Genomic DNA, 20888 nt, shown 5'->3' on the forward strand with positions numbered 1-20888 from the left:
AATATCTGCTCAATTTGCTGATAACATCAGCATTTAGATAAGGAATTTATATAAATGTAATATTTATATAGGTGGAGTTTAAGCTATCGCTATCAAGCTTAAAAATACCAGAACCTTTCTACTGTTAGCTGTTAATAGATAGCTCAAGACTGTAAGTTTTGCTATCTAAGTTATTAAATAAACTTGTTTATATTCATCTGTCACAGGAAACAAATATCGAGGACAGAATTAAGGATCAATAGTTACTGGTAAAGTAATTGTGAAAGTAGTACCTTTGCCCAAGCTGCTTTCAACTTGAATCTGACCTTGGTGATGTTCGACAATAGCTTGAGCGATCGCCAGCCCCAATCCTGAACCAGTAGAAATATCTGTAGCTGTATTCCCATTGTTATGGGTACGTGCTGGATCTACCCGATAAAAGCGGTCAAATAAACGTGGTAGTGCATCTCCTGGAATACCAATCCCTGTGTCGCTCACCTTAACTTGTAATTGAGCGCTACTGTAGCGTAGTCCAGAAATGCGATCGCTACCCTCTAGACGCGCCAACTCGACAGTTACCCGTCCTTGAGATGGAGTGTACTGCAAAGCGTTACCAATCAAATTAGTGAAAAGTCGCACCAGCTGATCCCAGTTGCCTACAAGTGTGAACCAATTGTCAAACAATTCCGGGCTAGTTTCCGCAACGGGAGGATTTACTAAGTCTAAAGCAAGGGTAATTCTCTTTTCAGTCGCTAACAATTGCTGTTCTTCTAGCACTTCCATCAGTAAAGCGTCCATTGGACAAGATGAAAAGCTATCTTTACTTATTCCACTATCTTGCCTAGCGAGAAACAGTAAATCATTGACTAATCTACCCAAACGCTGGGTAAGTCGTTCAACTAATTTTAACTGTTGGCGATAATGTAAAGAAGTAGTAACTTCTACCTCTGCTAACTCTAAATCAGCAAGAGCAACTTGCACATTAGTTTGAATCAAAGTAATCGGATTTCTGAGTTCGTGAGAAGCATCAGCAGTAAATTGTTTGAGCCGTTGGTAAGAGTCGCCTACTGGTTCCATTGCTTTACCAGAAAGAAACCAACCGCTTGCGCCTACAGAAATTACCATCAATCCCGTACCCAGCGCCAAATCCACAATTAACTGACGGCTGGGTTTGGTAACTTCAAACCAGGGATGGCTAACACGCAAATAGCCTAAGACTTGCCGTCCTACTTCTACCCGTTGTGTTACCTGGCGTAATAACACTGCTGATTTTCCCCATCCCTCTTGTGCTACGCGTACAGTTTCACCAGTACGATTGGCATGAATGGGGATATTGAGAGGTGTGGATAAAGTTGACCACAGTAATTCACCAGTGGCACTAAACCATTCCAAATCAATGTGATCGTCTTCTACTGTGTCAGCATTGTCGCGAAAACTAGCTTCTACATTAATACGTAATGTCTCACTACCAGTGTTGACAGGCTCAATTACCAGCGATCGCTCTACTACTTCCACCACATGATTGAGAGTATCGTCAATCCGCTCAACCAGCGTACTACGGACATATAAATATACTCCACTCGCAAATAATAATAGTAATACGGCCGTTACGGCAGTGTACCAAAGAGCGAGACGGCGGCGAGTAACTTGAAACATAGACCTTATTTGTTAATAGATTTGTTTGTATTAAGCACTTTAGTGTGTAAAAATCTAGGACTAATGTCCTGTCTCCAAACTTATTCTCCTCTCAAAATTAATGAGATAAAGCACTAGCGCACGTTAGATATTGTTAACACTATTGCGATTTTCTATATATAGAAGCGCTGTCAGATAACAAGCTGCTTCGCGCCCAATACACTATTTCATTTACTATGTTTATTATTCGACTGTTGAATGGGCTGCAACTATCCGCCCTAAGGTGATTATGGCAAAATCCAAGAAGAGCGCTACTCCCATCAATCTGAGCGATCCACAATACTACATCAACCGAGAATTAAGTTGGTTAGAGTTTAATAGCAGGGTGTTACATGAAGCCTGCGACCAGCGAACGCCACTCTTGGAAAGACTCAAATTTTTGGCTATTTTCACCTCAAATTTAGATGAGTTCTTCATGGTACGGGTTGCAGGTTTAAAGCAACAAGTAGAGGCAAAAGTTACCCAGTTAAGTCCTGATGGTCGCACACCGCAACAACAATTAGACGATATCAGGTTTACCTTGAGTCCTCAGGTAACTAAACAGCACCATCATTTTGAGCAAGTACTCCGACCCCTGCTGGCAAATCATCGGATACACATCCTGGATTATATAGATTTGTCAGAAAAACAGCGGAATTATCTAGATAATTACTTTGAAGAACAAATTTTTCCCGTTCTGACTCCTCTGGCTGTTGACCCTAGCCATCCTTTTCCCTACATTTCCAATCTCAGTCTAAATTTGGCAGTGGTGGTCAAAAACCCAGAAACAGAGGAAGAATTTTTTGCCAGAGTCAAAGTACCAAAAGTCTTACCGCGATTTTTACCTTTACCGCCAGAGTTAGGAATTCACCATAACGGTCAACCTGCGCACTGGACTGGTGTACCTTTGGAACAGGCGATCGCGCATAACTTAGATTCTTTATTTCCGGGAATGAATATTCAGGAATATCATCCCTTCCGGATTACCCGTGACGCTGACTTGGCATTAGAAGAGGATGAAGCCGACGATCTGCTGTTGGCGATCGAACAAGAATTGCGAAAACGTCGCATTGGTGGAACTCCGGTACGGTTAGAAATTCAATCTCAAACTCCCGAAGCAGTGCGATCGCGTTTGTTACAAGATTTGGAATTAACCGAAAGTGATGTTTACGAAGTAGATGGACTTTTGGGACTGCGGGATTTAATGTACTTTATGGCGTTACCGCTACCAGAATTCAAAGATCCACCACGACAATCTGTAGTACCTTCGCGCTTGCAATGGTTGCGAGAACCCAGTGTCAGTTCCGATATACCAGAGGTAGACGAAGGAAAAGACTTTTTTGCGGTCATTCGGGAAAAGGATTTACTAGTACACCATCCTTATCAATCATTTTCCACAACAGTGGTGCGCTTTATTACTCATGCTGCCCACGATCCGAATGTGCTAGCCATCAAGATGACCCTTTACCGGACTTCTGGAGACTCGCCCATCGTCAATGCCTTAATTGCTGCTGCCGAAAATGGTAAGCAGGTGTCTGTATTAGTAGAATTGAAAGCGCGGTTTGATGAGGAGAACAATATTTACTGGGCAAGGCGTTTAGAAAGAGTTGGAGTTCACGTTGTTTATGGTTTAGTCGGGCTGAAAACTCATTGTAAAACTATTATGGTCGTGCGCCGAGAAAAAGACCGGATGCGTCGCTACGTACATATTGGTACTGGCAACTATAACCAAAAAACCGCACGACTTTATACAGATTTAGGATTATTTACCTGTCAAGAAGAAATCGGTGCTGACATCACCGATTTGTTTAATTTTTTAACAGGCTACTCGCGGCAAAAGTCCTATCGAGAAGTACTAGTTGCCCCTGTAAATATGCGCGATCGCTTTTTGGCACTAATTAATCGTGAAATCGAAAATGCTAAAAATGGATTTACCGGGCGGATTGTTGCCAAAATGAATTCCCTTGTCGATCCGCAAATTATTGCTACTTTATATGAAGCATCTCGTGCCGGAGTCCAAATTGACATAATTGTCCGAGGTGTTTGCTGTTTGCGCCCAGGGCTGAAAGATATTAGTGACAATATTCGTGTCATCAGCATAGTTGGTCGCTTTTTAGAACACTCCCGTATTTTTTATTTTTATAACAATGCTCAAGAGGAAATCTATATTGGCAGTGCTGATTGGATGCGTCGCAACTTAGATCGCCGAGTTGAAGTAATTACTCCTATCAAAGATCTAGACATTGCCAAAGACTTGCAAGAAATCCTGGGAATTATGCTGGCAGACAATCGGCAAGCTTGGGAGTTGCAAGCCAATGGCAGCTACATCCAACGCCATCCATGCGACCATGCCCCAGAAGCTAACTCACAAAAAAGTCTCATCAATATGGCATTACGCTCAACTAGTATTGCCTCAACTCTTATTGATTCAAAAAAGAATTCTTTCTATCTTGACAACTAGCTCAATATCTTCTTTTAGAAAACTTTAATTTTTCCTCACAAAATCTCAATTATTTGTCCTTGCTAGAAACTAGATTATTCAACCATAGGATAGAGTAATTTCTAGCGCTTGTTCCCATAAACTATAAAAGTTATTGTATTTAGTCTTTTCCTAATAAATGTTAATGCTGTCCTGTAAGTCTTCTACCTTACGTGTTCTAGTTGTTGACGATCACGAACTAACCCGCTTAACTCTACAATTAGCTTTTTCTTGCCAAGAAAATATTCAAGTAGTCGGTTTAGCTAAGAATGGTCAAGAAGCTATAGAAATGGTGAAGCGCTACCATCCCGATGTGATTGTTCTGGACTTGCAGATGCCAGTCATGGATGGTTGGAGTGCATCTGGTCATATTAAAGCTATCTCTCCTCATACTCAAATCCTTGCTTACTCTTCAGTAGAAGATGCTAGTTTGCAACAGACAAAAGCCATGCCTAGCTTTGATGATTTTTGCAGAAAGGATGTCCCCACAAGCGAACTCATTGCTCTGGTTAGACAGTTAGGAAACCGTGCAGGAGATGACTGAGTTACTAAATTAATGATGCAGCAAAGTTGCTCGATAAATCCAGGTACAGTTAAATTCTGGGGGCTGAGGGACATTTTAAGCCTTAAAAGCGTCGGTAGACCGGATAATTAACGGTGTACCGACGCAATTTTGATCTTTGCTAATGCTTTAGATAGGCTTAGTTACTTCCTGTCTCCGGAATAGTGCGTCTAAATTCGTCTACTAAATCATCCAATTCTTCCAAAGCCTGATTCACGTCAATTCTCAAAGTTCCTAGATTGGGTTGTTCTAGTAGACTCAGTAGGTATTGGCGTTTGCTCTCAACTGCGGCAATTCGTTCTTTTATAGTCTGTATATCCATTGTTTTTTGCAGTCCTTAACTATCTTCAAGTTTAAAATTAACGCAAAAAAAGGCTAGGGGGAGAATTTACTGGTTAATCTAGGTAGGTTGAAAAATAAATTCCGGTTTTGCCAGCGCTACACTTACTGATTAGCTTTACTTTAGCTAAGACTCTTCCCTTATATGTTACTCATATCAGATGATAGTAAAATTAAGGTTTTAAGAATTTATAGTAACCTCAGCTCATGCTACGCCAAATTTCTTTGGGAACACTCGGTTTAACAGTCGGCGGTATCTTAACCATTGTCGGCTTTATAGCTTATGCCGCTGATAATGCCACACTCAATCTTGCCGGATTTTTTTACGGATTTCCTCTCTTGCTAGGAGGATTAGCGCTTAAAGCTAATGAACTCAAACCTATACCTTTTAGCCAAGCTACTACACCCGCAGTTTTGAGATTGCGCGAACAACAAGCAACTGTTACCCAAAATAAAATTCGTAAAGACATCACCCGATTTTGCTATGGGCAAGATGCCCATTTTGATAGGGCACTTTCTTTTCTCGGTCTAAGTCCGACGGATGAAGAAAGACCAATCATTACAGGATTACAAGAAAAAGAAATTAATGGGGCTTACGCTTTAATTTTAGAATTTGATTCACCCTTGATCCCAATTGATGTTTGGCAGCAAAAGCAGGAAAAAATGACTAGCTATTTCGGACCTGGAGTAGAAGTCCAAATCACACAGCCTAGTGAAAATAAAATTGAATTAGCATTGATTACTAATCAAAAATAGGTATTAGTCAATAGTCAAGAGTTATTAGCTCAAATACTAATAACTCTTGACTGAGAAATTCACTTTTCTAAGCGGACTGCGTACCACTGTAAATATTTCCCAGGCCCTAGATCCAACTCGCAACTCGTATCGATTAAATACTTAGCTCGCTCTCCTACAGTCTCAATTTTTTGCACATCAGGCGGTAGATCGCCAAAATTTAAATTTTGCAGAACTAATTTGAGTTTTTCTAATAACTCGGAGACAGTGAGAAATTGTTCCGGTTGGTTTGTTTCTAGGACAACAAAGTAGTCCTCTGCATACATTAAGGAATCGGGCATTGAGATTATGTATAGGTTCTTGTCAAGATTTTAATGGCTTTTAGAGAAAGGCGTTCTTAATATGAAATAATTGCACAAACATTAAGAAAAATTCTTTATTAAGAGAACTTTCTTTGGTTGAAAATTTTAAATTTATAATATTATTGTAGCTATCAAATTTATGAATTTTCATAAAAGCCAATTGTGTTTGGCAATTTAGGCTGATACCTACTTAGTACATAACCAATTATAAAACTTTTATAATCTTTCTACTTTATTGTCAAGATAGTGAGCATACCCAGGCGGAATACAGCAAAAAATTTCAACCCATAATGCCAGGGTGTATTTTCAAGCTCGTCATCTCCTCAATTAGATTATGCGATCGCAGGGCGAGTGATGAAACAAGGATACTTCATTAAGGAGCCTGGGAAGGTCTGGAACCATTGCTACTTCTACTAAAACCCCGAACATATAAAAAAATAACATTTATTGTGTCTTTTCCCAATACCCTCTGGACACAAGCAGAGTTTTCTTGAAAGCTTGCGAATAGAGATAGAGTAGTAGCTCAGTTTTATTCTCAGGGTTTTCACTTAACTTATGAATTTAAGAGTTACTTAAAAACAAAGTATTACTATTTACTATTCCTTTACTCAATGTCATGAGCCTACAACTCTGAAAAGCTTGCCTATGGCAATAAATGGGTTAAATCTAAGCGCTCATTGGATTTATAGCTAGATATTTATTTAGCACATTTTAGCTATTACATCACCTATCTTTAGTGTTAAAAATCACCGTCTAACAAAAAAAGCAAGGTTAATATTTGAAGTTTTCCCGGAAATGACAATTCGACTTTAGCAGTAGGGAAATATAAATAATACGCCTGATGTGAATGAGAAAGGTCTTTTACCCCATAAGGGTTTCTAAATTAGCCCAAAATCATATTTTTGTGCCTATCTACGAAATTACAAGGGTTTCAAGACTTTATTCACATTAAACGTAGATAAAACATTTCCTACCATGTCCTTAACTAGACAAGAAGGTAAAAATTGCCTTTGTGTTTCAAATAAACTGTCTATGCAACCTAGTCATCTACCGTTTGCTTGGCTGAGAATAATTGCGCATTTTATTTTTCAATTGCTGGATAGCCTTTTGCGGCGAGTGTCGGCATTCAACAGGGAGCAGTCATCCCTATTGCTTGGGAGGAGAACCGTTTTTCTAGCTACTCCCAAAGCTCCCCGCCTAAACAAATTGTTCAATCCAAATATTTACATTACTGCACAAAAAATCGGTTCATCAGTAAGCATATCTTTGCTTGCTAGGAGAAATCCAGTTAAAACTGGGCAATCATTGTACATACAACACATGTGTTGCCTAGGTATCTTCTACCAAATTGCTTGTTCAGTAGGATTGTGACTAAGGCAAAAAACTTTTACTTACAGGCGATTTGGTTAAGGGGGCAAGTTTTCCCAGGTTCGCCCTTACCGATACTCTCATTTTCTGTGGAACGCAACTCATGTCAGGCATAAGTCCATTTTCTGTTTCCAAGCAACCGCCACTAATTTTGGTGGCTGATGATGACAAGACCATGCGAGTGCTGTTGCGTAAAGCTATGGAACAAGAAGGCTATCGAGTGGTCGAGGTCAATGATGGTCAGCAATGTTTAGATGCTTACGATACTATTAAACCGGATATAGTGTTGCTAGATGCGGTAATGCCTGTGATGGATGGCTTTACATGCTGTAAGCAATTACTTAAAATTGCTAGAAATAATTTGATGTCAGCACTTGCAAGTTTTGATACTGACTCTGCTTTAGGTAATACTGTTATTTCTAAACTATGGGAGCGGACTCCTATATTGATGATCACATGCTTGGACGATGAAGAGTCCGTCAACCGTGCTTTTGAAGCAGGGGCAATGGATTACATAACCAAACCAATTCACTGGGCAGTTTTGCGCCAGCGTTTGCGACGGTTGTTGCAACAAGCACAAGTATACAAACAGTTAGAGGCAGCAAACCAAGCTTTGCAGCATATCGCTAACGTTGATGGCTTAACAGGGTTAGCTAATCGTCGCCGCTTTGATGATTATCTGAATACTCAGTGGATTAATTTAGCCCAAGAAGAATTACCTCTATCACTGATTTTGTGTGATATCGACTTTTTTAAATTTTATAATGATAAATATGGTCACCCTGCTGGAGATCTCTGCTTACAGAAGGTAGGTGCTGTCTTAAGTCATACGGCACAGAAAAATCAAGATTTAGTGGCACGTTATGGTGGCGAAGAATTTGCTGTAATTATGCCTAATACTCATGCATTTGGTGCAGTTCACGTTGCTGCTGCTATGCAAGCTGGAGTCAGAGATTTAAAAATTGTTCATGATGGGTCACAGGTGAGCCAATATGTCACCCTGAGTATGGGCGTGACAACTATCGTTCCTACTTGGGAATCTTCACCCTCAGATTTGATTTTGACCGCAGATAAGGCACTTTACCAAGCAAAGGCGGAGGGGCGCGATCGCATTATCCTCAAATAATTAATAAATATTGTCCGAGTCAATTCAAGATTTTGGCTCTAGGATTTAAGCTTAAAATCAAAATCTAAAAATCAGAATTTTAATAATCGGTTTTCAGGTAAAAAGTCAGGTGACTAAGAGGGATAAACTGGCAATGTAAAGTGGAACCATGCTCCAGCATTGGGAACAGAGTCAACCCAGATTTGACCATAGTGCGCCCGAATGATCCGTTGGCATACACAAAGTCCAATGCCGTACCCTTCTGTACCTTCATCCCGTTGCAGGCGGAAATGATTTTCAAAGATCCGATCGCGGTTTTCGTAAGGAATTCCTGGACCAGTGTCACCAATACTAATCTGAACTTTTTGAGTAGTGCGGTGTAATCCGGCAAGACTAATCTTGCCACCAGCAGGCGTATATTTAATAGCATTGTCCAACAGATTAACCAGCACTTGGTGTATGCGTTCTGGATCGGCATACACATAGGGTAAGTCCTGAGGGACATCTGTTTCTATCTGTTGAGATTTGGCGGTGTAGCGATCGCGCAATTCTTCGACTACATCTAGACAGAGTTTGCCGATTTCCATTTTTTGGGGTACGATTGGTAGCTCAGTATCATTGCCCCTACCTACTTGCAAAAGATCAGTAATCATACGGTCAATTGTCTTAGTTTGAGTACGGGCTTGTTTTAATAAATGCGCCGTCATTGCTGGTTTAAGGCGCTGGAATTGCCCTGTCTCTATGTTGTAGTTAGATTGGAGAGTTTCTATAGCGATCGCGGCAGCAGTTAAAGGATTGCGGAGGTCGTGGGCCAGCACAGCGATCACCCTGTCTTTAAATTGCAACTGCTCTTGGAGTTTCTCTTGTTCCTGTTTTAAGCGAAAAATTTCGTCCGAGAGGCGTATAAGTTCGGCGGAAACAGCAACTGAACTAATTGTAGATTTGGGTGATACCATCCGAGCATTTTCGTCTAGACGTTCTTGTAAGTCTTCTTGTAGCTTCAAATAAGCATCTACAGAGGCTTGCCAACGGGGCCACCAGTTTTTTAGTTGACCGATGATATTACTCCCCGCAATGATTTGCCTGGGTTCCGGGTGGATTTTAATTAAAGCTGGCGTAGCCACTAATTTAAAGTGTTCCGCCATATAGGGTTGTTGCCCGACATCAATAATTTGAAGTTCAAAGTGATACTCAGTCTGCAATTCTTTCAAGTAAGCACGTATTCGCTGTACTTGTTGTCGGGACTTGGGACGTCCATCGACAAACAGCAATAGCTGGAGCGGAGCATCAGAAGAGATCGGCTGATCTTGGGAAACTGGCATGTAATCGTGTTTCAGCACTGGTAACAACCCGGTCGCGCTTGACAGAAAGTTTAAGATGGACTGACGCTTGTCGGTGGTCGTTGTTTCTTTTAAATTTAATATCTATTTTAGATTTTTCTACACCTATCAGTCCTGCATTTTTCATATGAGATACATCTTTTTCAGCCTTTTGCTCCCTTTTAGCTTTGCTTCTGTTCCGGGTAAGATGCAAATTCTTGATCGTCAGTTTACATCTTCTCCGAATCAAAATTTGGCGGCGGAACCAGCCAATGAAAGCTTTTATACTTCAGCCAGCCATCTGGTACAGCAACAGATCAATCTGATTGCCCGCATTGAGCAAGCTATCATCACACCCGATGCTAATCAGATGCGATCCGTTCTAGGGCAATTAACTGTCCACACGAAGTCTGTAGACGCTTTCTTGAACCGTCAAAGCAAAAGTCCCAAAACTTTATGTACCTCAAGAGTGGATTTCACTCAGAATTTCCCTTTAGCCGAGCAATTAACTGGGTCACAAATAAAAATTTACTGCTCTTTGTATACTTCTAACCAAGAATTATTAAAACTTTCTCCAATATTGGATCGTTTGTTATCTCGGCGGGGGGAGCTAGCTTTAGTCCGAAGCCTACCCCTTGTGACTGGCGAGCGACAATCAGATCCGGCGCTGGCTATTGCGCCGATACAGCATCCTCAACTTGACAAGCTTGCGACACCTTTTTCGACACAAGAACCGAACGTACTTTCACCATCCCTACCAATTATTGGTAGGACTGCGAAAACAGCCATAGCTGACTATGTATCACCCATACAACCTGCGATCGCAGCACCTCCAGAAGCGCTCACTACGCTTGCATCTGCCAAGAAATTCTTGAGCGCAGCACAGGTAGAATTCCCCTTAAAAAATCAATTTACAAATCCTCAGGAAACTACTGCGATACTAGACCGCTTTACCTACGACATTGATCCCCAAGAACCGCAAACTTACGCTAACTTTCTGAAATTGCCTCATACTGGCATTTTCCGTGTGTTACCTAACTTGGCTTACCAACGTCCGCTGAATACGCTCGAGAATCGATTGCTATCAGGTGTCAGTGAACGCTATCCTTTCCCCTTATTGGGCGATCCTAAAGGAGGATTTACTCCTACTCTAGCACTTCAGCTGGTTGGCGGTCGCTTTGGGCTTGGCTATCAAGGTGTAGATTACAGCTTCATGGTAGATTTGGGCGATGTTCCTCTAAACAAGTTAGAGCCGAAGTTACAAATTGTAGCACGGTCAACACGAGAATTTTTTCTCAACTACCAGCCTCCCAAACAATTAAATGAATTACAAGTAGAGCGGCGGCGGTTCCTAACTGGCAAAGACCAGATTTGGAATTTAAATCAAGTTATTTTAGCTGATGCTAAAGCTGAATTAAACCATACGTATTTAGTGCGATCGCTACAATTTAAACTGCCAGATATGATTTTGAGCGGTAGAGCACTTTCCCCACAAGAACGCCAATCTTTAGGGCAAATACAACAGTTGGGCAGCAGTGATATCCTGCTTGCTTTTCGACCAGTGCGTCGCCGTTCTGATGGTAGCTACACAATTCTTTGGCGAGTTTTAACTCAGTTTCCCGAACCACAAATTAAAGACTTGGAAACAGCTGTAAATTCTTGAGCGTTACTCTCGTATTTCCGCGATCGCAAATAGTCATTCAGTGTTTCTGCTGGTGACATCTATAGCATCAATCAATATCATTTTAAGAAAAGATATAATTTTCTTTAATTTTTACTTATTAAAAGGATGATTGATTTTAGTGTAGCTATATGTACATTTAATGGAGAAAAACGTTTACCAGATGTTTTAAATAAATTAAAGGAATGCTGTGCATATACTAGGCAATTAGCAATTGATGCAGAGTCAATAAATTGGGAAATTATTGTTATTGATAACAATAGTAAAGATAATACAGCAAAAATAGTTCAAGAATATCAAGCAGATTGGCCCGCAGCGTACCCTATTAAGTATTTCTTGGAATATAAGCAAGGATTAAGCTTCGCTAGAGAGCGTGCTATTCAAGAAGCGCAAGGCATATTTGTTGGGTTTCTAGATGATGATAATTTACCTACTCATAATTGGGTTGCATCTGCTTATAATTTTGGAAAAAACCATCCTCAAGCCGGGGCTTATGGTGGAATAATTCACGGTGACTATGAAGTTACTCCCCCAAATAATTTTGATAAAATCAGCCTTTTGTTAGCTATTGGAGGCGGAAAAACAACTTTCTGCTATACTTTTCCAGAAAACATTTTATTTTATAAAAAAATGCTTCCACCAGGTGCTGGAATAGTAGTTTGTAAACAAGCATGGATTGAAAATGTTCCTAACAATCTGTTTTTTAAAGGTCGAGTTAATGGCTCCTTAGTAGCTGCTGAAGATATAGAAGCCTTGATTCATATTAAAAAAGCTGGCTGGGAAATTTGGCACAACGCCGAAATGGAAATTTATCACCGCATTCCCAAACAGCGTTTAGAAAAAGAGTATTTGTTGAAATTGATGCGTAGTATAGGTCTGAGTCGTCATTATACTCGGATGTTAGACTTACAAATTTGGCAACAGCCCTTTGTGTCTATGGCTTACATGGCTAATGATATCCGGAAAATGGTTATGCATTTGCTTAAATATCGTATGGTTGTCAGAACCGATATTGTAGCTGCCTGTGAAATGGAACTTTTAATTGGAGCTTTTTTCAGCCCTTTTTATATTTGGAAAAGAGCTTTCTTAAAATTAAACAAGAGTTAAAACTTAATATTTGATGATGTCTGGTTTGTCTGAAATTAAATTTTTATCAGAATTATTTCAAGAATTTCATTAATTTATGCAACTTGATCCTGGGGAAATTAAGACTCTTGAGACTCTTACCAAACATGGACTTACTACAAATTACCTGGTTGAGTGTATTAGCAGAGTCTTGATTATTGCTTATAAAGAATCAACTCAGGAGCTTGAAGAATTATTAACTAGTCAAGGGTTCGATATTGAAGTTTTGAGGCAGGAAGCCAAACCAGAATATCAAAATTTTTCTCGGAGTTATCTTTGCCTGATGAACCATTGCAGAGCTTGGGAAAGAGCGATGCAAGAAGCTCAGCCAACGATAATTATTGAAGCAGACTTTGTGCCAGTAGTTGATTTTGGTGAGCTACCTCTACCTTTCAATCCTAACCAAAATGATGTTGGGATTAGCTGGCTCTACACTTGTGCGCCGCAAGTATACCACGTTTCATCTGATGGTTATGCTGAAGGGTTTTCCACTTCAGCTGTTGCCTATATTGTGACTCCTCAAAGTGCCTGTTACTTACTAGAATTGGCAGAGGAAATCCGAGACAAAGTTGGAGTAACTAACTATTCAACTTGGGATTCCACCATTGATTCCTTTCTCCGCCACAAAAAGCTGAAGAACTACATTCCTTGGCGAAACTATGGTGAACATGGAGGTTTACCTAATCCTGAGCATTACCAAAACAAATTAAGTAAAACTCACCGTGCTGATGTTCTCTACGGTAAGCTAGCTTTTACCCCCTTGTATGCTGTTGGTAAAAATGGTGGGAATTTGAGGTTATTGTCGGTAAGGCTGTGGGCACGTGTTAAGGGAATTGCCCGTTTGCTCACTGGACGCTTTCTCCGAGTAAAAGTGCTCCAAGGTTCTAATTCTCCTATCAGGCTACTCAGTTTTGCAGTTCTTAGACAGTTGACCTTGAATTTGTAAATAACCAAGTCTCAAACATGATTATCCTTGAAACTTCTTACTTGAGGCTTTAACTTCAGTTGACAGTCTGCGCTAGGGTAGGAATTGACACTAGATTTGATAATTTCCTGTGCTGCCCTGTAAAAACCCAGCTGTATTTCTGAGTTTGGCTGTTTTACTCTCTTCGTTAACAGCCTGTGCTAACAGTCCCGTCGCCAAAAACCTTGAGCAGTCTGTGGCGGCTGATCCTCAGTTGCAAACTAACCCAGTTGTGTTTGGAGAAGCTAAAGATAACCAACTGCAAGCACAGCAAAACCAATCCACAGTTAAATTGCCAGCTGATTTTCCCCAAGATATTCCGTTATATCCTAATGCCAAACTAGAAGAAGTTACACCAACTAGTGGTACAGAAAACAGAGTCTCCACTCGTTGGCTAAGTTCTGACCCTAGCAATTTTATTGCCGGTTTTTACCGTAACCAGTTCCAAGCAAATAATTGGCAGATTTTACAAAAACCAACAGATGATGTGGGAGGCGTTTTTGAGGCGCAACGCAATGATCTGTTGGTGAAGGTTTCTGTTCAAGCTCAATCAGTCACCAACCCAACACCCAATCAACCACAAACAGCCACTCAATTACTAATTGAGTACTCACCTTCTAGCACTACAACGGCACAACCTACGCCAACTACCAATCCGAGCGAAACTACTAACGCCCAAACGACTAACGAGATTCCCCAACCAGGCGATCCGGAATTTATTGGTCCTGTATTACCTGAAAATGTGGCAACACAGCCAGAAACTACATCTGAAAGTCCATCAGCCGCTACAGCTACAGTGGCTTCTCAAGAATTTAACGATTTGAACAAAGCACCTCAAGAACTGCGACAACACATCCAAGACTTGGCAAAATTAGGTGTTTTATCTACGGAACCTCAAGTAACTAAGAGCAACTCGAATAGTACAACTAATCAATTTGCACCAAGTAAAACCATAACTCGTCGAGAATACGCTCGTTGGCTAGTGGCTGCTAACAATGCAATGAATGTTAACAATCCAGCAAAGCAAATTCGCCTAGCCTCCGAAACTGCCCAACCTGCTTTTAGTGACGTATCTTCAAAAGATCCTGATTTTCCAGAAATTCAAGGTTTAGCGGAAGCGGGATTAATTTCCAGTTCGTTGTCTGGCGATACTACAGCAGTGTTATTCCGCCCTGATGCGCCCCTAACGCGGGAGCAGTTGGTACTGTGGAAATTACCTTTGGATACTCGCCAAGCCTTACCCGCAGCTAACTTAGATGCTGTAAAACAAACCTGGGGTTTCCAAGATGCGGGAAAAATTGACCCCAAAGCTTTAAGAGCAGTATTAGCTGATTACCAAAATGGCGAACAATCTAATATCCGCAGAGTATTTGGTTATACAACACTATTTCAACCCAAAAAACCAGTTACTCGCGCTGAGGCGGCAGCAGCGTTGTGGTACTTCGGAACTCAGGGTGAAGGAATATCGGCTGTTGATGCTTTAAAGTTAAAGCGTCCACAAACCTAATTTTGGAATGGTTAGCTCATATTTCACTACATTTAAGTTAAAGGTAGCGATCGCTTAAATGCTGATTAGCTTATCTCAACCGTATTGATTCTATAGTTAGCAGTAGAGTAAGTATTTCAACTTACTAATTTTTGAGAGCCACCTCTGTAATTTATTTGTAAAAAAGCTGTGGTTTGTATATAAAAATTCAGTAAATTTAGGCAGCAACAGTGATCTCAGCTTAATATGTTATTGATAAATATTTTCCTATTAGCTCATTAGAAACACGCAAATAATTTTGAGAATTTAAGAAAATATACTTTTTTTGCAACAGACCAAAAGAAAATCACTAAGTATATTTATTCTCTTAAAGCTTTTTAGGTTAATAAGCATCAAATAATACTAGGGTCAGATAATCATGAAAAAACAATTTGTAGCAGCAGGATTTATTCTCTTCTCTTTCATGTTGCCGCTGAAAGCTTCGGCTGCACAGTTTAGTGGACTTTATGTATTTGGCGATAGTCTTTCTGATACTGGTAATGTATATAACAGTAGTCTAGCTCTAACAGGAGTTGGATCTCCGCCTCCTCCCTATTACCCAGGACGCTTTACCAATGGACTTAACTGGATAGATGAGCTGGCCCAGAAGTTGCAATTAAGTACTTCTCCTACTCCCTATACTAATGTACTTCCAGGTACTATCCCTCAAAATGGTATTAACTATGCCTTTGGAGGAGCTACTACCACATTGGCAAATACAATCTCGCCATTATTACCTGGTTTTCAGCAGCAGATTGGGGCATTTACAGCCCCATTTTTGCAAAATAAAAATGCTGACGCAAATGCACTCTACATAGTATGGGCTGGTGCGAATGATTATTTACCCACCAATGCTGACCCCAATTATTTCACGCCTTTTACCGAGCCTACACAAACAATTAATAATTTAAAAACGGCGGTTGCATCTCTGGCGTATGTCGGTGCTAAAAATATTCTGCTAGTGAACTTACCTGATTTAGGCCAGCTCCCTCGCGCTAACAATCTCGATCCTAGTTTTCCTGTAGCTCCAGGCACTTCTCAAGCTCTCACCACTTTAACCGAAGACCATAACTCCGATTTATCAGACGCGATCGCAGATTTAAATAAAGTCCTAAATCCTGATGTCAAACTAATAAGTCTTGATGTTAATTCTCTATTTACAGATGTCATCGGAGATGCCAAAACGATGCAGGGGGTTAAATATGGTTTCAAGGAAGTGGACAAACCTTGTCTATTTGACCCTTCCTGTGTATTCGATGCTGGCAAACAAAATGAGTACTTATTTTGGGATGGGTTCCATCCCACAACTGCTGCTCACAAAATTTTAGGAGATTACGCATATCAACAAATTGAAAAATCAACTCAGTCGGTTCCCGAACCTTCTACAGCATTGGGAACATTGGCAATTGGCGCTTGGGGTGCAGCAGTACTAAAGCGTAAACGCAAAAAGTTACTGGTTACGACAGCAAGTCTGGTTCCTGATGGACAATCAACTCGTATAAAGGTTGAAAACTAAACCAACCTAAATCATGTCCTCCTACTTGCTGATGTGCCACACTAGCAGATTCTGGTTTGATCGAGTTAGGTTTACCAGCGGCCTCAGCAAGTAACTGGGCTTGACAAGAACGCTCCATAGTGATGAACCACCAAGCAGCTTCATCAACTGAATGACCAACTGTCAGCAAGCCATGATTCTTGAGAATCATGGCTTTATTACTGCCTAATGTTTGGGCAATCCGCTTACCTTCTGCTAGTTCTAAAACCACGCCTGTATAGTCATCAAAAAGGCTATGGTCTTGATAAAAAGCACAGGCGTCTTGAGTAAGGGGGTCGAGGAGACGACCAAGGCTAGACCAGCTTTTGCCATAGATAGAATGGGCATGGGCTGCCGCTACTACGTCGGGACGAGCTGCATGAATTTGGGAATGAATGGCAAAAGCTGCTGTGTTTACTGGGCGATCGCCTTCAATTACTTCACCTTTATGATTTATTAAAATCAGGTCACTGGCTCGAATTAAACCGAAGTGTTTTCCCAATGGGTTTACCCAAAACTGCTCCGAGTGTTCTGGGTCACGTACAGTGATATGACCTGCAATACCTTCATCAAATCCAAATCGCGCGAATAGCCGGAATGCTGCTGCTAGGCGTTGCTTGCGATGCAGACGTTCTTCTTTCAACGAAGCAAAGGTTGGTTGCTGAAAAAAGTTTGGCTTTGTTGTGGATATAGCTTGCATATTGCCCTGAAGGTGTGTGATTTTCAGTAAAAATCTTTATACTTAATTGTTAACTTAAAATCATATATCTATGTGGGATTACGAGCAGTTATTTAAAATTATTGAAGAATTAGTGATGCACCATTCTCCAAGTGGTGTAGAAACTGAAATTAACCAATTTTTGCTCCAGCAATTTACTAATCTGGGTGTGGAAGTTTGGAGCGATCGCGCTGATAATGTGATTGCCAAACTTCCTGGTAAAAATCCTGACAGAGCGATCGCAATTACTGCTCATAAAGACGAGATTGGTGCAATTGTCAAAACTATTGGCGATGAAGGTTGTGTTGAAGTTCGTAAGCTCGGTGGTTCTTACCCGTGGGTTTACGGTGAAGGTGTTGTAGATTTATTGGGTGATAACGAAACTATTAGCGGCATTCTCAGTTTTGGTTCTCGTCATATCTCCCATGAATCACCTCAAAAAGTCCAGCAGGAAGATACTGCTGTGAAGTGGGAAAATGCCTGGATTGAAACAAAACTTACCACTGCCGAACTTGAATCTGCTGGCATTCGCCCGGGAACGAGAATGGTGATTGGCAAGCATCGCAAGCGCCCAGTCAGGTTAAAGGATCATATTGCCAGTTACACTTTGGATAACAAAGCCTCTGTGGCGATTCTCCTAGCGCTAGCTCAACAAATGAAACAGCCAGCAGTCGATGTTTATTTGGTGGCGTCAGCAAAAGAAGAAGTCGGTGCAATTGGCGCACTATTTTTCACCCAAAATCAGGTATTAGATGCATTGATTGCTTTGGAAGTTTGCCCGCTATCAAGCGAATATCCCATTGAGGATGGTAAAAGCCCTGTAATCCTTTCTCAAGATGCATATGGAATGTATGATGAAACGCTAAATGGGCAACTACGCCACTGTGCTAAACAGAGAGATATACCAGTGCAACTCACAATCTTGAGTCAGTTTGGTAGCGATGCCTCGATTGCGATGAAATTTGGTCATGTGGGTCGTGCTGCTTGTTTGGCATTTCCTACACAAAATACGCATGGTTATGAAATTGCGCATCTAGGGGCGATTTCTAACTGTATAGAGTTGTTAAGAGCTTTTTGTCAAACTGAGTTTGAGTGACTCACAGTGAAGAATTAAGCTCTAGATAAAATTGTGAGTGTAAACTGCGATCGCTTCTCTACTAAAGCATTATTCGTTATTACCACACAACTAGGGTTAACTACGAGATATTTTGTGTCTTGCATATTCAATTAACTTTTAATTTCTACCCTTCCCCTTTTTCTGATTAGAGTGTATGCATTTTAGACTATTGAAATTTTTTCATTAAGTTAGTTTCAGAATCCACTAATGAAAAAGGTGGCATCTGGGTGATAAAGCTATAGCAATCCGATTTGATTACTGAAATTATTTACGTAGGGAGGGAACAGGGAACAGGGAACAGGGAAGAAGGAATAAAACTGTACTGAGTTTTTTTCAAAAATCAAATATGAGTCCTATATGCTAATTTTGTCATTAAAATTGTTTTTTCTACCGATATTAAGTTTATTAACTTAACTAAATTGTATTGCTAGCCCAAATACCTGATTTTTTATGATTTTTTCCCATAGTAAAAAAGGGTTGGTAGAAGGCATAAATTTATAGTGAGTACGTCAGTTTACAGTAGGGCTAACGTATTTAGTTGTAAAACTTGTTTTCCTCAAGGATTCGAGGCTCTAAGCATTTCCGCTTAGACGACCTATAAGCCTTATTTAATACAACCTCTAGAGTTGAGATACGTTAGCCCTACTATTTTTTATTTCATAAAAGATACAAATCGTTAACACCAAATTAGATCAATTTTTTAAACCCAATATGATGAATGACACCAAGAAGCTGTAGTTTTTTAAAAATTGAATTACTAAATAATTAAACAAATTTCGCAGAAAATCATTAGTTATTTTTGAAAATTATTTGATAGTTTTTTAATATTTATTCATCCAAGGATATATAAAAGTGTCAGGAATAAGTGAAATCAGCATCCTCACAAATGCAGTAAAAAAATATACAAATCCATAATTCATCGGCTCTAACAAATAATCAATATGTCCATATAGCTAAGCTACTAAAAATTGTTTCATACTTACGAATTTGCTGCTCAAGAATGCAAAAATCACAGTAGCAAGAACCAAATTCTCAAGGGAAGAAGCACAAAAGTAACCCTGATCACTTCAAAAACTGAGATGCTCCCTGGAAAAATCCCACCCAACGAAGCTTACAAGCAAATTAAAGCTTTGTGGAAAAAATTAAAATGGACCAAACAAAAATTGAGAATTGGCGAAGACATTCCAGAATTGTAAGGCGAATTCTGAAGCTTCAGTAGGTAAGTTTTACATAGCCAAGCATGAATGTTGGAAGTAACAATCCTAATCTGAGGGCAATTTTTTAGGTTCTTCAGTACCTATTATGCTAAAGTCGCCATAATAAATCTCAAAAAGCTTGCTATGTATGGGAAACTTTGCTGATTTTCTCACGTTATTTCTTAATATTGCCTTTTTCCCCTGTTCCCCGTTCCCTCTTGCAGACTGTTGATTTAGCATAAGAAGTACGGTAGAGCGATTTTTTACACTCAATTGGTTATAAGCTTGCTTTATGTTCAGTCTATAGTAGACAGCAACACTCAATTAAAGCCGATGACGGGATTTGAACCCGTGGCCTGCTGATTACGAATCAGCTGCTCTACCACTGAGCCACATCGGCGTACACAATCGAAAATTTTAGCATATTTTTTATTCATGGTAGAACAAAATCCCAAAAGTCGCCTTAATCCTGAACAATATGCCCGCCTGAAAGCTGAAATAGCAACGCCTTATCGTAGCTTGCGAAAATTCATCTATATCGCTTGCGGTGCTTCTGGCTTAATAGGTACATTCATCTTTTTTTTTAAACTGCTTGCAGGGCGAGATGTTGATAACGCTTTGTCTAATTTATTCCTCCAGATAGGGATTGTTGCTTTGATGGGATATCTCTGGCGCTGGGAACAGAGCCGCCAAAAACGTTCATAAAAGACGGGAAAAGTAACAAGCTCTGGGAAAAAACTGAGCAATTAATGTTCTACGTTCTATTACTTGTCCTTTACATATCTTTATATTCTTTAGAATAATTTCTTTTGAGAATTTGAAATCTAAACAGAGAAAAAATAAAAAAATATTAGAAAATCTGAAAATGCAAAAATTTCTGGGAAACTGAAAATCGTTCAAACGAGGTCAGCCAATATAAAGACCCTGAATTAAAAAAAAACTCACAATTTTAAAAGCGCCAAGCTAACAATTTGTCAGTCTTGGCGCTTCTATTTTTCAAACTATTACTGCTGCGTGGAATTTAATTCCTATTCTGCCCTAATCATTAGACTTCTTGCAGAAGTCGGTAAAAGGGAAAGGGGAAAAGGGGAAAGGAACTCAAAACC

General features: G+C 40.1%; 16 protein-coding genes and 1 tRNA gene. 11 read left to right on the forward strand and 6 right to left on the reverse strand.

All coding sequences use genetic code 11. The annotated features are described in order from the left end of the window. Window positions 1–228 precede the first annotated feature (228 nt). Complete coding sequence (locus BV372_RS10230; RefSeq protein ID WP_086686400.1) at window positions 229–1635, reverse strand: cell wall metabolism sensor histidine kinase WalK; 1407 nt, start codon at window positions 1633–1635, stop codon at window positions 229–231. Between the two features lie 268 nt (window positions 1636–1903). On the opposite strand from BV372_RS10230, the gene ppk1 reads away from it, so the two are divergent. Together ppk1 and BV372_RS10240 are read left to right on the forward strand one after the other, a co-directional pair. After that, on the forward strand, window positions 1904–4114 hold the full coding sequence (gene ppk1, locus BV372_RS10235; protein ID WP_086686401.1) for a polyphosphate kinase 1: 2211 nt from the start codon (window positions 1904–1906) through the stop codon (window positions 4112–4114). 157 nt (window positions 4115–4271) lie between these two features. Beyond that, on the forward strand, window positions 4272–4676 hold the full coding sequence (locus BV372_RS10240; protein WP_086686402.1) for a response regulator transcription factor: 405 nt from the start codon (window positions 4272–4274) through the stop codon (window positions 4674–4676). A 157-nt stretch (window positions 4677–4833) separates the two neighbouring features. On the opposite strand, the gene BV372_RS10245 is transcribed toward BV372_RS10240, so the two are convergent. Further along, entirely contained in the window at window positions 4834–5016 is a 183-nt protein-coding gene (locus BV372_RS10245; protein ID WP_086686403.1) for a hypothetical protein, read from the reverse strand. A 224-nt stretch (window positions 5017–5240) separates the two neighbouring features. Between BV372_RS10245 and BV372_RS10250 the strand changes: the two genes are divergently transcribed. Continuing rightward, window positions 5241–5789 carry a DUF2854 domain-containing protein gene (locus tag BV372_RS10250; protein ID WP_086686404.1) on the forward strand — a complete coding sequence of 183 codons (549 nt, stop codon included), beginning with the start codon at window positions 5241–5243 and terminating at the stop codon, window positions 5787–5789. 59 nt (window positions 5790–5848) lie between these two features. On the opposite strand, the gene BV372_RS10255 is transcribed toward BV372_RS10250, so the two are convergent. Then, window positions 5849–6109: a chlororespiratory reduction protein 7 gene (locus BV372_RS10255; protein ID WP_086686405.1), complete on the reverse strand. Its 261-nt coding sequence runs from the start codon at window positions 6107–6109 to the stop codon at window positions 5849–5851. Window positions 6110–7601: 1492 nt separating this feature from the next. Here BV372_RS10255 and BV372_RS10260 point away from each other — a divergent pair. After that, window positions 7602–8624 (forward strand): PleD family two-component system response regulator, encoded by a 1023-nt coding sequence (locus BV372_RS10260; protein ID WP_086686406.1) that lies wholly within the window; start codon window positions 7602–7604, stop codon window positions 8622–8624. Window positions 8625–8737: 113 nt separating this feature from the next. Here the strand turns inward: BV372_RS10260 and BV372_RS10265 are convergent, their stop codons facing one another. After that, complete coding sequence (locus BV372_RS10265; protein WP_179198040.1) at window positions 8738–9943, reverse strand: histidine kinase; 1206 nt, start codon at window positions 9941–9943, stop codon at window positions 8738–8740. A gap of 127 nt (window positions 9944–10070) precedes the next feature. On the opposite strand from BV372_RS10265, the gene BV372_RS10270 reads away from it, so the two are divergent. The 5 genes from BV372_RS10270 (at window position 10071) to BV372_RS10290 (ending at window position 16733) form a co-directional block, all read left to right on the forward strand. Beyond that, window positions 10071–11585, forward strand: a complete 1515-nt coding sequence (locus BV372_RS10270) for a hypothetical protein (protein WP_086686408.1) — start codon at window positions 10071–10073, stop codon at window positions 11583–11585. A 126-nt stretch (window positions 11586–11711) separates the two neighbouring features. Beyond that, window positions 11712–12710: a hormogonium polysaccharide biosynthesis glycosyltransferase HpsE gene (gene hpsE, locus BV372_RS10275; protein WP_086686409.1), complete on the forward strand. Its 999-nt coding sequence runs from the start codon at window positions 11712–11714 to the stop codon at window positions 12708–12710. Between the two features lie 76 nt (window positions 12711–12786). Then, a complete protein-coding gene (locus BV372_RS10280) occupies window positions 12787–13674 on the forward strand; it encodes an LPS biosynthesis glycosyltransferase (protein WP_256973147.1) in 888 nt (295 codons plus the stop codon). A gap of 109 nt (window positions 13675–13783) precedes the next feature. Then, window positions 13784–15199: an S-layer homology domain-containing protein gene (locus BV372_RS10285; RefSeq protein ID WP_086686410.1), complete on the forward strand. Its 1416-nt coding sequence runs from the start codon at window positions 13784–13786 to the stop codon at window positions 15197–15199. 397 nt (window positions 15200–15596) lie between these two features. Further along, entirely contained in the window at window positions 15597–16733 is a 1137-nt protein-coding gene (locus BV372_RS10290) for an SGNH/GDSL hydrolase family protein (protein WP_086686411.1), read from the forward strand. Here BV372_RS10290 and BV372_RS10295 read toward each other — a convergent pair. Then, complete coding sequence (locus tag BV372_RS10295; protein ID WP_086686412.1) at window positions 16675–17451, reverse strand: class II aldolase/adducin family protein; 777 nt, start codon at window positions 17449–17451, stop codon at window positions 16675–16677. The two genes, BV372_RS10290 and BV372_RS10295, sit on opposite strands and share 59 nt — an antisense overlap. Window positions 17452–17521: 70 nt before the next feature. Between BV372_RS10295 and BV372_RS10300 the strand changes: the two genes are divergently transcribed. Further along, window positions 17522–18565, forward strand: coding sequence for a M42 family metallopeptidase (locus tag BV372_RS10300; protein ID WP_086686413.1), 1044 nt, complete (start codon window positions 17522–17524; stop codon window positions 18563–18565). A 1545-nt stretch (window positions 18566–20110) separates the two neighbouring features. Here the strand turns inward: BV372_RS10300 and BV372_RS10315 are convergent. Continuing rightward, window positions 20111–20182: transfer RNA gene (locus BV372_RS10315), tRNA-Thr, on the reverse strand. Window positions 20183–20217: 35 nt separating this feature from the next. Between BV372_RS10315 and BV372_RS10320 the strand changes: the two genes are divergently transcribed. After that, window positions 20218–20487 (forward strand): DUF3493 domain-containing protein, encoded by a 270-nt coding sequence (locus BV372_RS10320; RefSeq protein ID WP_086686416.1) that lies wholly within the window; start codon window positions 20218–20220, stop codon window positions 20485–20487. The last annotated feature ends 401 nt before the right edge of the window (window positions 20488–20888 follow it).

Origin of the sequence: Nostoc sp. T09 (assembly GCF_002154695.1) — a bacterium.
GTDB lineage: Bacteria > Cyanobacteriota > Cyanobacteriia > Cyanobacteriales > Nostocaceae > Aulosira.

Excerpts from the sequence above, each read along its gene's own strand:
- BV372_RS10230 (WP_086686400.1), bottom strand. The coding sequence starts at position 1,635 with ATGTTTCAAGTTACTCGCCGCCGTCTCGCTCTTTGGTACACTGCCGTA.
- ppk1 (WP_086686401.1), top strand. The coding sequence starts at position 1,904 with ATGGCAAAATCCAAGAAGAGCGCTACTCCCATCAATCTGAGCGATCCA.
- BV372_RS10240 (WP_086686402.1), top strand. The coding sequence starts at position 4,272 with ATGTTAATGCTGTCCTGTAAGTCTTCTACCTTACGTGTTCTAGTTGTT.
- BV372_RS10245 (WP_086686403.1), bottom strand. The coding sequence starts at position 5,016 with ATGGATATACAGACTATAAAAGAACGAATTGCCGCAGTTGAGAGCAAA.
- BV372_RS10250 (WP_086686404.1), top strand. The coding sequence starts at position 5,241 with ATGCTACGCCAAATTTCTTTGGGAACACTCGGTTTAACAGTCGGCGGT.
- BV372_RS10255 (WP_086686405.1), bottom strand. The coding sequence starts at position 6,109 with ATGCCCGATTCCTTAATGTATGCAGAGGACTACTTTGTTGTCCTAGAA.
- BV372_RS10260 (WP_086686406.1), top strand. The coding sequence starts at position 7,602 with ATGTCAGGCATAAGTCCATTTTCTGTTTCCAAGCAACCGCCACTAATT.
- BV372_RS10270 (WP_086686408.1), top strand. The coding sequence starts at position 10,071 with ATGAGATACATCTTTTTCAGCCTTTTGCTCCCTTTTAGCTTTGCTTCT.
- hpsE (WP_086686409.1), top strand. The coding sequence starts at position 11,712 with ATGATTGATTTTAGTGTAGCTATATGTACATTTAATGGAGAAAAACGT.
- BV372_RS10280 (WP_256973147.1), top strand. The coding sequence starts at position 12,787 with ATGCAACTTGATCCTGGGGAAATTAAGACTCTTGAGACTCTTACCAAA.
- BV372_RS10290 (WP_086686411.1), top strand. The coding sequence starts at position 15,597 with ATGAAAAAACAATTTGTAGCAGCAGGATTTATTCTCTTCTCTTTCATG.
- BV372_RS10295 (WP_086686412.1), bottom strand. The coding sequence starts at position 17,451 with ATGCAAGCTATATCCACAACAAAGCCAAACTTTTTTCAGCAACCAACC.
- BV372_RS10300 (WP_086686413.1), top strand. The coding sequence starts at position 17,522 with ATGTGGGATTACGAGCAGTTATTTAAAATTATTGAAGAATTAGTGATG.
- BV372_RS10320 (WP_086686416.1), top strand. The coding sequence starts at position 20,218 with ATGGTAGAACAAAATCCCAAAAGTCGCCTTAATCCTGAACAATATGCC.